Below are 12,346 nucleotides of genomic sequence, written 5' to 3'. Positions count from 1 at the left end.
AGGCTCGCATCATGGATGCCACGACCGGCTCGACGACCACCGTCACCGTCACGGGCGCAGGCGGTCAGATCGGCTACGCCCTCCTCTTCCGCATCGCGTCAGGGGCGATGCTCGGACCCGACAGGCCGGTGCGCCTGCGCCTCCTCGAGATCCCGCAGGGCCTGGCCTCGGCCGAGGGGACCGCGCTGGAGCTGCAGGACGGCGCCTTCCCGCTGCTGCGCGGCGTGGACGTCACCGACGACCCGCGCACGGCGTTCGAGGGCGCGAGCATCGCCCTGCTGGTGGGTGCGCGTCCGCGCACGGCGGGCATGGAGCGGGGCGACCTCCTCGCCGCCAACGCCGGCATCTTCGGACCGCAGGGGGCCGCGCTGAACGCCGTGGCCGCCGACGACGTGCAGGTGCTCGTGGTCGGCAACCCGGCGAACACCAACGCGCTGATCGCGGCGGCGTCGGCCCCCGACATCCCCGCCGAGCGCTTCGCGGCCCTCACGCGGCTCGATCACGACCGGGCGCTCGCCCAGCTCGCCGTCGCCCTCGACGCTCCCGTCGCCGACATCCACGGGGTCACGATCTGGGGCAACCACTCCGCCACGCAGTTCCCCGACGTCGCGCATGCGACCGTCGCGGGGCGTCCCGTGCCCGACGCCCTCGCCGAGCGCCTCGGCGGCGCGGACGCGGCGCGCGCGTGGCTGGACGACGTGTTCATCCCGCGCGTGGCCCAGCGCGGCGCGGAGATCATCCGGGTGCGCGGGTCCTCCTCGGCCGCGTCGGCCGCGAACGCCGCGATCTCCCACGTCCGCGACGCCGTGCACGGCACGGAGTGGACCTCCGCCGCGCTCGTCTCGCACGGCGAGTACGACGTGCCGGAAGGGCTCGTGTGCTCCTTCCCCGTGACCAGTGACGGCGACGGCTACCGGGTGATCGAGGGCCTGGAGCTCGACGAGCGGGGCCGGCGGCGACTCGACGCGTCGGTGGCGGAGCTCGTCGCCGAGCGCGATGCGGTGCGCGCCCTCGGCGTGATCTGACCGCCGCGCGCGGGTAGTCTCGCGCTGTGGAGTTGCTGCTCGTCATCCTGATCGGCGTGGTCGCCGTCTCGGTGGTCACCGCCCTCGCGCAGAAGCTCGGTGTCGCCGGCGCGCTCCTGCTGGTGGCGCTCGGGCTGGCCGTCGGGCTGCTGCCCTTCGTCGACGTCCCCGAGATCGATCCCGAGCTGATCCTGGTCGGCGTGCTGCCCCCGCTCCTGTACGCGTCGGCGGTGCGCCTCCCCGCGATCGAGTTCCGGCGCGACTTCACCCCCATCGCGGGGCTCGCGATCGTGCTGGTCGTCATCACCGCCCTGGTGCTGGGGTGGTTCTTCTCGATGGTGCTGCCCGGGGTGGGATTCGCCCTCGGCGTCGCCCTCGGCGCGATCCTGAGCCCCACCGACGCCGTGGCGACCGGCATCGCCAAGCGCCTCGGGATCTCCCCCCGCGTGACGACCATGCTCGAGGGCGAGAGCCTGCTCAACGACGCCACCGCGCTCGTGCTCCTGCGCACCGCGCTGCTCGCCGTCGCCGCCGGCTCGTTCTCGGTCGGCTCCGCCGTCGGGAGCTTCGCGTGGGGGGTCGTGGTGGCCGCGGTCGTCGGGGGTCTCATCGGCCTCCTCGCCATGCGGCTGCGGTCCTGGGTCGGCAACTCCGCCGCCAGCACCGCCATCGGCTTCACCGTGCCGTTCCTGGCGTATCTTCCCACCGAGCATCTGGGCGGCTCCGGCCTCGTCGCCTCGGTCGTCGCGGGCATCGTGGCGGGACAGGGGGCGCAGAGGTGGTTCACCCCCGAGCAGCGTCTGTCGGACGAGGTCAACTGGCGCACCGTCGAGCTCGTGCTCGAGGGCGCCATCTTCCTGATCATGGGCCTCGAGCTCAAGCAGATCGTGACCGACGTCATCAGCCGCCACGAGGGCATCGCGCTGCCCACGCTCGTCGCGCTCGCCGCACTGCTCATCGTGCTGCTCGTGCGCGCCGCCTACGTGTCGTTCCTGCTGTGGGCGGGCCGCGGCCGCGCGCGGCGCATGAGCCGCACGCAGTTCGAGGCGATGGACGCCCGTCTCGACCAGATCGAGGCGAACGGGTGGCCGGAGCGCCGTGGACAGGACGGCAGAGCGCAGCGCCGGGGACGTCCGTCGTCGCCGGAGCGGCGGCAGCGGCGCCTGGACTCCATGCGCGAGCGCGTCTCGCGCGCCCTGGCCGACTTCGACTACTACCAGGCGTCGCCGCTCGGGTGGAAGCACGGCACCGTGATCGTGTGGGCGGGCATGCGCGGCGTCGTCACCCTGGCCGCCGCCCAGACCATCCCGCAGAGCGTCGACACGCGGCCCGAGCTCGTCTACATCGCTTTCGTCGTCGCCCTCGTCAGCCTCATGCTGCAGGGGTTCACCCTGCCGTGGGTCGTGCGTCTCGTCCGGCTCGAGAAGCCCGGCGACGGCCCGATGGACGCGGCGGAGCAGGACCGGATCGACGCCGAGCTGCGGGAGGCCGCCGCCGCGGCCCTGCAGGATCCGGCCCTGCGCCGCCGCGACGGCTCGGCGTTCGATCCGTCGCTCATCGAGAAGGTCGGCAGGCGCTACGCCCAGCCGCCCTCGGAGGAGTCCAGCGCGCTGATGGCCGACATGCTGGAATTGCGGCTGGCGCTCATCGAGGCGATGCGGGTGCGCCTCACCGCGCTCAGCTCGGGAGGCGCGTTCAGCACGCGCTCGCTGCGTCACACGCTCGCCGAGCTCGATGCCGACCAGCTGAGCCTGGAGCTGCGCCTGCGCGACGGCGACTGAGCCGGCGGCGGGGATACCCGGCGAGAACGCGGGCACGAGGATGTGCGCGAGACCTGCGAGGATGGAGCCCACCGCCGAAAGGAGCGTCGATGTCCACCGCTGACCGCGCCCCCGCCGACTACGCCGAGTCCGTGTCGCTGCCGGCGACCACCGAGGCGGTGCCGGTGATCATCTCCGGAGCCGACTGGTGGGCCGCCCGCCCCGCCGGATCGCGCCTGGTCGGCCTCGTCGTCGCCCGCGACGACCTTCCCAGCGTCATCGCGCAGCGCGACGCGCTCGCCCAGTTCGGCGTTCCCATCGAGGGCTTCCGCCATCCCGCGCCCGAGACCGGGGAGAGCTGGTCGGAGCGTCTCACACGCCTGTTCGGCCGTCTGGAGTCCGGTGACGTCGTGGTGGTGGCCGACAAGCACGCGCTGGGCCGCGACGTCGACGAGGAGACGCGGACCTTCACCGAGCTCCGCCGCCGCGGCGTGATCGTGAAGGTGCTCGGCCACGGCCGGAGCTGACCCGACCCGTCGACCTCGGCGCTGCGACGACGCCCGCCGAACCGACACGCTCCGCGCGAACCGACACGCGGCGAACCGGCTGAAGCGTGTGGTTTGGGGAGGAACTTGTCGGCTCGGCTGCGGCGGACGGAGCCGTCAGGGGGTGCAGGCGCGCAGCTCGTCGCCGGTCGTGCCGTCCTCGCGCCGGAGCGAGACGGCGATGCAGGTGCGACCCGACGCGTCGACGGGAAGCGACACGGTCTCGGTGTCCACGAGACCCTGCTCCCCCTCGCCCTCCAGCGTGTACGGGTACCAGACGTAGCCGTCGCCCTCCGCCGGTTCGGGGTTGGTCCACGTGAAGACCGCCCGGTCGCCCTCGACGGTGCCGGTGAGGTCGGCCACCGGGGGCACGTACCCGTCGACGGGATCCTGCGGGTCGACCACGGCGGGAGTCGTCGGGGTCGGCGCGGCCTGCGGGGCGAGCAGGCTCGCCCCGGCGACGACGCCGGCGACCGCCAGCGCGGTGGCACCGGCGGCCAGCCCGATCCAGAGCCCGGCGCGGGAGCGGGGAGTGCCCGCTTCCGCCGGTGACGGCGCGGCCGGGGTCGCGGGACCTGCGGTGAGAGGGGCGAAGGCCGCGGTCGCTGCCGCCCCGCCAGGAGCAGAGCCGGTAGGCGCCGGGGCCACCGGTGCCGGCCCGACCGGCGGTGCGCCGATCGCGGGCGGCGAGGACCGCACGACGGTGGCGGCCACATCGGGCTCGACGTACCGCGGCACCGCCACGCGGGCGACGGTCTCGTCGGGGGATGTGGCGGTGGTCCCCGCGCTGGTCCCCGCGGCCGGCGGGGCGAAGTCCACCATGCGCTCGCGGGTGCGGCCCGCGGCCGGAGTGGTCTGCGGGTCGATGCTCACGATCCCGCGGACCCGGGTGAGCTCGCCGTCGTCGTCGTCCTCGTCGTCGGCGTCCGGGGAGTCGTCGAGGATGTCGATCGGCGTCACCGAGTGCGCGAGCTCGATCTGGACCTTCTGCAGCGCACGGGCGAACGCGACCGCGCTCTCGTAGCGATCGGCGGGTCGCTTGGACATCGAGCGCTCGAGCACGAGCTGCAGCGACTCGGGCGCGTCGGCGCGCTCCAGCCGGGCGAGCGACTGTCCCTCGATCCGCTGGATCAGCTCGGCGCCGCCGTTGCGGCCGCCCGGCACCTCGAACGGCGACCGCCCGGCGAGCAGGGTGAACAGCGTCGCCCCGAGGGCCCAGACGTCCGACCGCACGCCGAACTCGGGGACGTCGGCGAAGGACTCGGGCGGCGACCACGGGATCGACATGCCCGAGGACGGGTCGACGCTGCCCGCGGTGGTCGCGATGCCGAAGTCCGTCAGAGCCGGACGGTTGTATTCCGTCACGAGAATGTTCGCGGGCTTGATGTCGCGGTGGAGGATCCCGGCCCGGTGCGCGGTCTCGACGGCAGCCGCCACCTGGATGCCGATGCGCAGCGCCTCGGCCACCGAGAGGGCGGCCGCCCGCGACCGGACCTGCAGGTTCGGCTTCGGGCAGTACTCCATGGCGAGGTAGGGCCGGTGGTCGTCGGAGACCCCCGCCTGATAGATCGTGACGATCGCCGGATGCGTCGACAGCAGCGCCATGACGTTGGCCTCGGCAGTGAACTGCTCGGTGGAGGCGCCGGCCATCTTCTCGGGGAGCAGCACCTTGACGGCGATCTTGCGCCGGGGCAGATGCTGCTCGAAGAGGTAGACGTCGGCGAAGCCGCCGGATCCGAGCACCTCGAGGAAGGTGAACCCGGGCAGCTGCGGCGGCGGGGCGGGCGTGCGCTTGGAGCTCACGGAAGATCCTCGAAGGTCACGGTGACGCCGTCGCCCAGGTCGAGCACGTCGCCGGTGACGACCATGGTCGGCTCGTTCGGGTGCAGCCGCACCGGATCCTGACCGCCGCGCAGCAGGACCGTGCCGTTGGTGGTCGCGAGGTCGGTGACCAGCACGTGCTCGCCCTCCGCACGGATCTCGATGTGGCTGCGGGAGATGTCGCCCTCGGGACTCTCCACGGCGATGAGCGTCGGCAGCTCCGTGCTCGAGGCGCGCGTGGAGCGGGGGCGGCGGCCGATGACCACCGGATGCTCGAGCTCGACCACGCGCCCCGTGGACAGCCGCACCCGGCCGCGCGCAGGGGACCGCGGCGGGACGTCGCCCACCGGCTCGAACGGGTTCGCGCCCGCCGGTGCCGGCTCGAACGGGGACTGCGCGGCGCGGAGCCGGCGCGCCTCGGCGACCGAGATGGTGGCGCCGTCGTGATCGCCGGCCGGGGGCGTGCCGGCCGCATCGACCGAGACGGCGTCGCGCACGACCGTCGCCGCCACATCCGCTCCGCCGCGGCGCGGCGTGGCGATCGTGCTGTCGTCGGCCGGCACGTCGTCGGCAGGGAGCTGTGTGAGGGACGGGATCCACGTGTCGGCGCCCGAGGGCTCGCCCGCGGCCGTGGTCTCCGTCTCGGCCGGCGCCGCCGGCGGGGCCTCGGCGGGCACGACCGGCTCCGCGGGAGCCGGGTCGGAGGGCTGCGCGGCGAACGGGGCGAAGGGCCCCGACGGCTCCGGGAGCGGAGCGGGCTCGGCGGCGACAGCGGGCTCGTCGACGACGGCCGGATCCGCAGCGGCGGCCGACGGGGACGCCGCCGCGCGCGGGACGCCGATCGTCAGCACGATGCCGTCCACGGGGACGACGCCGGAGGCGATCGGCAGGGACAGCGCGTCGTCGACGTCGCCGGCACCGTCCGCGCCGTCCGGAACCCCCGGCGCGACCGTCACACGATGCGGACGCGGGACGAGACGCTCGGCCCAGGTGGCCACCCCGCGTCCCGACACCTCGGTCGCACCCGACCCGCTCTCGATCACCACAGCGAGCGGACCGCGCACGGCCACGCGCACCCCGTCGTCCTCCACCACGACGAGCGCGAAGGGCGGGATCGCCGTCAGCGACGTGCCGAAGGCGCCCGTGAGGGCCTCCACCAGTGCGCCGATGCCGCCGCCGTCGAGACGCCGCCACACGGCCTCGGCGGTCTGCGGCGTGACCGCCGGCGAGAGCACCGCGATGGCCTGCGCCGACACGGCGGCACGCCATCCCTCGCTCCCCGCCGCCGGAACGTACCTGACCTCAGCCATGATCGGTCCTCCCCGAACCCTGCGACCGGCCGCTGGGCCGGGTGTCGCTGTCGATCTCCTCGTCGCGCGCCGCGGCCTGCGCGGTGTCGACCGGGACCTCGTCGTGCCCGCGGACGGTCACGGCGTCCACGACCACGACCGTGATGTTGTCGCGCCCGCCGCGCACCATCGCCTCGTGGACCAGACGCGTCGCGGCCTCCTGCGGATCGGCGGTCTCGGCGAGCACCCGGCGCAGCCGCTCGCCGTCGAGCTCGCCCGAAAGCCCGTCCGAGCAGACGAGCATACGGTCGCCGGGCTCGGCCGGGACGAGCCAGAAGTCGGGCTCGCCATCGCTTCCCGCCCCGATCGCCCGGGTGATCTCGTTGCGCCGGCGGTCGTGGACGGCATCGGCCGCGGCGAGCTCGCCGGCGTCGATGAGCTCCTGCACGACGGAGTGATCGACGCTGATCTGCTCCAGGACCCCGCCGGAGTACCGGTAGGTGCGGGAGTCGCCGACGTTGACCGTGAGCCAGTAGCCCACGCCGCCCACGTCGGCGATCACGACGCCGCTGAGCGTCGTGCCCGCCGCGCGCTGGCCCGCCTCGAGGGCGTGCACGCGGGTGCGCGCCCGCCGCAGCGCCTCGCGCATGTCCTGGATGCCGAGGCTCGTCGCCCCGGCGAGCCGGCCGAACTCCTCGACGACCAGCGCGCTGGCAGCCGCCCCGGCGTCGTGCCCGCCCATCCCGTCGGCGACGAGGAACAGCGGCGCCTCGGCGAGGTGGGAATCCTCGTTGACCGCGCGCCGCAGGCCCGCGTGGGTGGCGGCGCCGACGAGCACCGTGATGGGAGACTCCGCCATCACACCCCCTCGATGCTCACCCGACGATCGCCGACCTCCAGGATGTCACCTGCACGCAGCATCCACCGCTCGCCCGGGGCGACGCGGTGCTGCTCGCCGTCCCGCACGATGTCGGTGCCGTTCAACGAGCCCGTGTCGGCGATCCATACGGTGCCGAGGGTACCGCCGATCGCGAAGTGCGTGCGCGACAGCGACAGCGTCTCGTCCCGGACGGCGGCCACCTGCCACCCCGGCACCGCGCCCGGGTTGCGCCCGAAGATCGTGGGGGTGCGCACCGCGTGACGGACGCCGTCGTCCCACACCAGCGTCGCCAGGGCGCGAGGTCCGAACGCGGGCACGCCGCCGATGACGTCGGCGACCGTGTCGCCGCCGCGCAGCTCCCGCAGCACCGCGTCCCGGGGGCGGGTGTCGGAGGGCAGCACGGCGGTCACGACCGCCGACCCCGTCGCAGCGAGCGCAGGCTGAGGCGCGCTCCGAGGCGCCGCCACCACGGCGTCTGCTGGCGCATGCCCCCGACGAGCTCGTCGACCTGCGCCCAGAACGCGTCGACCTCCTCCGGCGACGGGTCGCCGGGGCCGTAGACGTCGGCGTCCGCCCAGGTGGCGAGGGTGGCGACGCGCGGCTCGTCGAAGCGGGTGACGACGATCTGCGCGCTCTCGGCGCGCGTGGCCCCCGGGACGACCGGCGTCCGCAGGTCCACGGCGTTGTCGACCAGCTCGTCCCACCCGCCCGAGATGCGGTCCGCGGTCCGCTCCGCTGCGCGGCGTCGCGCGCGGCGGGCGCCCTTGATGAGGCCGAGCACGATGAACGGCGCCATCATCAGGGCAGCGAGGCCGAGGCCGATCCCGCCGTAGAGGAGGATCGGGCCGAGCCAGTCGACACCCGGCTCCTTGTCGTCGTCCTGCTCGCGGTCGTCGGCGATGGTCGGCGGCAGGTCGGCGGGCTCCTGCGCGGGCGGCGGCGGCTGCAGCACCTGCGGCTTGGGGTTTGCCTGCGGCTTCGTGTTCTGGTCGTTGGGCTCGTTGTCCTCGTCGGGGGTCGGATCGAACGGCACCCAGCCGAATCCGTCGAAGGCGACCTCGACCCAGGCGTGGAGGTTGTCGCCGGTCGCGGTGAACACGCCGGCATCGGCCTCGTCCTCGTCGGGATACCAGCCCATGACGACACGGGCGGGGATGCCCAGCTGCCGGGCGAGAAGGGCCATCGCGACCGCGTACTGCTCGTCGTCGCCGATCATCTGCTCGTTGCCGAAGAGCATCGAGATCCGCGCCGCGCCGTGACCGGACGGCGAGTAGACGTCGTCGGCGAGACCGTGGCTGAAGTAGCCGTCGGTGCTCAGCCAGTCCTGCAGCGCACGCACGCGCTCGATCGGCGTCTCCGCGTCGCCGAGGTTCTCGGCCGCCAGCTTGGAGAGCGACTCCGGCACGCCCTCCTGCTTGGGCATCGTGAGCGGCGCGAACTGCGCATCGGCGAGCGCGCTGTCGCTCGGCACCTCCGACACCCGCGTCTGGAGCGTGTAGGCGTCGCCGCCGGTGAGACCCGCGGTCACGATGCCGGTGCCGGTCGCGTCGTTGAAGTGGGCGCTGCGACGCAGCTCGCCCGCGCGGTCGCCGTCGAAGGCGATCTCGGTGACCGCGCCGACATCGGGCAGCCAGACGCCGCGGTAGTCGGCGATGTCGATGCGCACCGTGGTCTCGGTGCCCGTCGCCGTCGGCGACATGTTCGAGCGGACCGGCGTGAACGCGCTCGAGGAGCCCGCCCCGTCGTCGGAGACGTTGTAGACGATGCCGTTGTAGGCGTCCATCGTCGCCAGCCGCACACGGGCCTCGTCGGGAAGACCGCCCACCGTGAACAGCGTCGAGTCCGCGTCGTCGCGGATGATCCCGCGCCAGGACTGCAGCGGGCTCGGGTACTGGTGGATGTCGAACGGCGGCACGACGAAGTCGCGGAGGATGTAGCGCTGCGCAGGCGGGGTCGCGAAGGCGGCGGTGCCGATGCCGACGCCCGCGGCGATCGCGAGCACGGCGCCTCCGGCGATCAGCCGGCGCGCGCGGAGCGGGCGCGACGGGGTCGCCGCGGGGTTGTCGATGCGCTGGGCGGCCGAGTCGGCGTCCCACGTCTGCCGCAGCGCGAGCCACACCACCGCGATCGCCGCGAACACGAGACCCTGCACGAGCGGCGCGGCCGGCTGGGAGGCCCCGAGGAGGATCTGGAGCGCGGTCAGCGCGAGGGCGGGAAGCAGCGCCCACGCGGCGGGACGCACGCGCAGCGCCAGCGACCCGGCGAGGACGGCGGCCACGAGGGTGAGCAGGAACGGGACGATGAGGTGGCCGTCCGAGGCGGCCACCGGCGGCACCGTGGTCAGCAGGGTCTTGAACGAGGTGACGGTGCCCAGGGCGAGCTGCCGCCACGTCTCGATCGTCGGGATCACCCCGAGGAACGCGGTGTGCGGCAGCGCGAGGGCGCCGCCGAGCAGGAAGTACACGGCCAGGGTGACGCCGGCCACCGGCAGCACGCCCCAGCGGCGCCACTGCCCCAGCCAGGCGATCGCGAGGCCCACGACGATCGCCCCGAAGCCGGCGACGAGGTACTGCGGCCCGTCGAAGGTCGGTCCGAACCCGATCACGGCGACAGCCAGCAGCGCGGCCACGGCGGCCAGGTCGATCCCGAGGCGCACGATCGGACGGTTCACGACAGCACCTTCCGGACGGCGCGGCCCAGCTGGTCGAGCGCGCCGAGCGTGACGACGTCGGCGTCGCCCACGCGGCGCAGGGACGGCGCGTCGGCCCGCGCGTCCGCGATCACCGCGAGCACCCGCACGCCATAGGGCAGGCGGGAGCAGGCGAGCCGGAGGTCGGCGGCGTCCACGGCCGATCCGCAGACGAGCACGGCGACGGCGGCCTGGGGCGCGCCGACGGCCATCGCACCGGCAAGGGCGACCACGCCGCCGTCGCGCGGTCGCGACGGCTCGAGCGCCGCGAGGCCGTCGAGGAAGCGCCGGCCCGTGTCGGCGCGCAGCGCCCCGTGCTGCGTGCGGGCGTCGAGCACGCGCGAATCGCGCAGCGCCCGCAGCCCCACCGAGCCGGCCACCGAGATCGCGAGCTCGAACTCCTCGGGGTCGCGGTACTCGTCGGGGTGGCTGGAGAGCCCGACCACGAAGTGCGACCGACGCGTCTGCTCGTACTGACGCACCATCACGTCGCCGGTGCGCGCCGTGGACTTCCAGTGCACGTGGCGCAGGTCATCGCCCGGCTGGTACTCGCGCAGCGCGTGGAACGAGACGTCGTCGCGCTCGAGCTGCTGGACGGGCAGCCCCTCGAGGTCGCGCATCTGCCCGAGGGAGAGCCCGTCCAGGGACGTGGTCCGCGGGTGGACGAACAGCTCCACCGCCTGCCGGCGGTCGTGCGTGCGCTCGAACATCCCCAGCGGGTCGCCGCGCAGCACGCTCACCGGTCCGACCGCGAGCACGCCGCGGGCGGAGGTCGGGATGGCGAACAGCTCCTCGTGGGACTCCCCCGCCGCCAGGCGCGGCACGTCGAACACGCCGCGGCCCGAGCCGACGGGGAGCACGACCTCCGACGGCAGCAGCGCACGGCCGGTGCCGTTGGTGAGGGTGAGGGCGCCGACGGCGCGCTCGCCGACGACCACGCGGGTGCGGGTCAGGTCGAGGTCGACAGCGTAGGCGGTGCGGCCGAAGAGGAACGGGATGCTGAGCACGAGGACGGCGGTCACCACCGCTGCGGCCACCATCGCCTCGATCCAGCCGTAGGTGATCGCCGCGAACCAGAGCACGACGGCCAGCGCGAGCGCCACCCAGCCCAGCGGACGCACGACGGCCGCGACCCGCGCGCCGTGACGCCCCGCCACGGCGAGCCAGACGAGCGCATCCTCCCGCCAGCGGGCGGCGCGCGACTGCTCGGCGGTGACGGAGGTCGTGGCCGCCGGCGCATCGGCCGGGGCGGGGGGCTGCGGCGTTCCGGGCACGCCGATCCGCCGAGGCGCGGCGCGCGTCGGCAGGGCGGAGTCCCGGGTGACCGTCATCAGGCGGTGGCCCTCGCCAGCGGCGCCTCGACCGCGCCCAGCGCGTTCTGGACGATCCGATCCGCCGTCACGCCCGAGAACTCCGCCTCGGCGTCGAGCACCAGGCGGTGCGCCCACACGGGCACCGCGAGCGCCTTGATGTCGTCGGGGACCACGTAGTGGCGGCCCTGGGCGGCCGCGTAGACCTTCGCGATGCGCATCATCGAGATCGATCCGCGCACCGAGACGCCCAGCCGCGCGCCCTCGTCGGCCCGGGTGGCCTCCACCAGCTGCGCCGAGAAGCGGGCGACCGCCGGGTCGATGTGGACGGTGGCGGCGAGATCGGCCATGTCGGCGACGGCCTTGGTCGTGATGACGGGGCGCAGGCTCGCCGAGGGGTTGCGGTCCACCGCCCCCGCGAGGATCCGCTCGGCGACGGCCAGGGACGGGTAGCCGATCGAGGTCTTGACCATGAAGCGGTCCAGCTGGGCCTCGGGCAGCTTGTACGTCCCCGCCTGCTCGATGGGGTTCTGGGTCGCGATGACCAGGAACGGACGACCCACCTCGTGCGCGACGCCGTCGACGGTGACCCGCGACTCCTCCATGACCTCCAGCAGCGCCGACTGCGTCTTCGGCGAGGCGCGGTTGATCTCATCGGCGAGCACGATCGAGGCGAAGACGGGTCCGCGGTGGAACTCGAACTTGTGGTTCTGCTGGTCGTAGATCGTCACGCCGGTGACGTCGGAGGGCAGCAGGTCGGGCGTGAACTGGATGCGGTTGGACGTGCCCTGCACGCTCGCGGCCAGCGCCTTCGCCAGGCTGGTCTTGCCGGTGCCGGGGGCGTCCTCGAGCAGCACGTGACCCTCGGCGAGCATCGCGGACAGGACCAGCCCCACCACCTCGCGCTTGCCCATGAGGGCCTGGTCGACGTTGTCCACCAGTCGCACGAACGTGTCGCGGAACCAGGCCGCCTGCTCGGGGGTCATGCTCATCTGTCTGCGTCCTTCTCGTCGGTGTCGTCGGTGTC

10 protein-coding genes are annotated in these 12,346 nt (G+C 74.1%); 3 read left to right on the top strand and 7 right to left on the bottom strand.

The window, feature by feature from the left end; genetic code table 11:
* Positions 1-11 precede the first annotated feature (11 nt).
* The 3 genes from ACPWUT_RS00895 (at position 12) to ACPWUT_RS00885 (ending at position 3,312) form a co-directional block, all read left to right on the top strand.
* Positions 12-1,025 carry a malate dehydrogenase gene (locus tag ACPWUT_RS00895; RefSeq protein WP_425839652.1) on the top strand — a complete coding sequence of 338 codons (1,014 nt, stop codon included), beginning with the start codon at positions 12-14 and terminating at the stop codon, positions 1,023-1,025.
* Positions 1,026-1,051: 26 nt separating this feature from the next.
* The gene (locus tag ACPWUT_RS00890; protein WP_284528603.1) at positions 1,052-2,806 is read left to right on the top strand and encodes a cation:proton antiporter; all 1,755 of its coding nucleotides are present in this window, start codon (positions 1,052-1,054) and stop codon (positions 2,804-2,806) included.
* Between the two features lie 89 nt (positions 2,807-2,895).
* Positions 2,896-3,312: a recombinase family protein gene (locus tag ACPWUT_RS00885; RefSeq protein WP_284528602.1), complete on the top strand. Its 417-nt coding sequence runs from the start codon at positions 2,896-2,898 to the stop codon at positions 3,310-3,312.
* Positions 3,313-3,447: 135 nt separating this feature from the next.
* On the opposite strand, the gene ACPWUT_RS00880 is transcribed toward ACPWUT_RS00885, so the two are convergent.
* From ACPWUT_RS00880 to ACPWUT_RS00850, 7 genes are read right to left on the bottom strand one after another with little or no spacing between them, the layout of a single operon-like run.
* Positions 3,448-5,133, bottom strand: a complete 1,686-nt coding sequence (locus ACPWUT_RS00880; RefSeq protein WP_425839648.1) for a serine/threonine-protein kinase — start codon at positions 5,131-5,133, stop codon at positions 3,448-3,450.
* A complete protein-coding gene (locus ACPWUT_RS00875; RefSeq protein WP_425839645.1) occupies positions 5,130-6,461 on the bottom strand; it encodes an FHA domain-containing protein in 1,332 nt (443 codons plus the stop codon). Before ACPWUT_RS00875 ends, ACPWUT_RS00880 begins: the two co-directional genes overlap by 4 nt.
* Positions 6,454-7,299 (bottom strand): PP2C family protein-serine/threonine phosphatase, encoded by an 846-nt coding sequence (locus ACPWUT_RS00870; protein WP_284528599.1) that lies wholly within the window; start codon positions 7,297-7,299, stop codon positions 6,454-6,456. Before ACPWUT_RS00870 ends, ACPWUT_RS00875 begins: the two co-directional genes overlap by 8 nt.
* Positions 7,299-7,730: an FHA domain-containing protein gene (locus ACPWUT_RS00865; RefSeq protein WP_425839641.1), complete on the bottom strand. Its 432-nt coding sequence runs from the start codon at positions 7,728-7,730 to the stop codon at positions 7,299-7,301. The genes ACPWUT_RS00870 and ACPWUT_RS00865 overlap by 1 nt, the downstream gene beginning before the upstream one ends.
* Positions 7,727-9,991: a transglutaminase-like domain-containing protein gene (locus ACPWUT_RS00860; protein ID WP_425839638.1), complete on the bottom strand. Its 2,265-nt coding sequence runs from the start codon at positions 9,989-9,991 to the stop codon at positions 7,727-7,729. Before ACPWUT_RS00860 ends, ACPWUT_RS00865 begins: the two co-directional genes overlap by 4 nt.
* Positions 9,988-11,340, bottom strand: a complete 1,353-nt coding sequence (locus tag ACPWUT_RS00855) for a DUF58 domain-containing protein (protein ID WP_425839635.1) — start codon at positions 11,338-11,340, stop codon at positions 9,988-9,990. The genes ACPWUT_RS00860 and ACPWUT_RS00855 overlap by 4 nt, the downstream gene beginning before the upstream one ends.
* Positions 11,340-12,311, bottom strand: coding sequence for an AAA family ATPase (locus ACPWUT_RS00850; RefSeq protein ID WP_425839632.1), 972 nt, complete (start codon positions 12,309-12,311; stop codon positions 11,340-11,342). Before ACPWUT_RS00850 ends, ACPWUT_RS00855 begins: the two co-directional genes overlap by 1 nt.
* Positions 12,312-12,346 lie beyond the last annotated feature (35 nt).

The sequence above is a fragment of the Microbacterium sp. PA5 genome (assembly GCF_049860775.1).
Classification (GTDB): domain Bacteria; phylum Actinomycetota; class Actinomycetes; order Actinomycetales; family Microbacteriaceae; genus Microbacterium.
The sequence above is the reverse complement of the archived record's forward strand: the minus strand, read 5'-3'. Positions and strand labels throughout refer to the sequence as shown.

Excerpts from the sequence above, each read along its gene's own strand:
- ACPWUT_RS00895 (WP_425839652.1), top strand. The coding sequence starts at position 12 with ATGGATGCCACGACCGGCTCGACGACCACCGTCACCGTCACGGGCGCA.
- ACPWUT_RS00885 (WP_284528602.1), top strand. The coding sequence starts at position 2,896 with ATGTCCACCGCTGACCGCGCCCCCGCCGACTACGCCGAGTCCGTGTCG.
- ACPWUT_RS00875 (WP_425839645.1), bottom strand. The coding sequence starts at position 6,461 with ATGGCTGAGGTCAGGTACGTTCCGGCGGCGGGGAGCGAGGGATGGCGT.
- ACPWUT_RS00870 (WP_284528599.1), bottom strand. The coding sequence starts at position 7,299 with ATGGCGGAGTCTCCCATCACGGTGCTCGTCGGCGCCGCCACCCACGCG.
- ACPWUT_RS00855 (WP_425839635.1), bottom strand. The coding sequence starts at position 11,340 with ATGACGGTCACCCGGGACTCCGCCCTGCCGACGCGCGCCGCGCCTCGG.
- ACPWUT_RS00850 (WP_425839632.1), bottom strand. The coding sequence starts at position 12,311 with ATGAGCATGACCCCCGAGCAGGCGGCCTGGTTCCGCGACACGTTCGTG.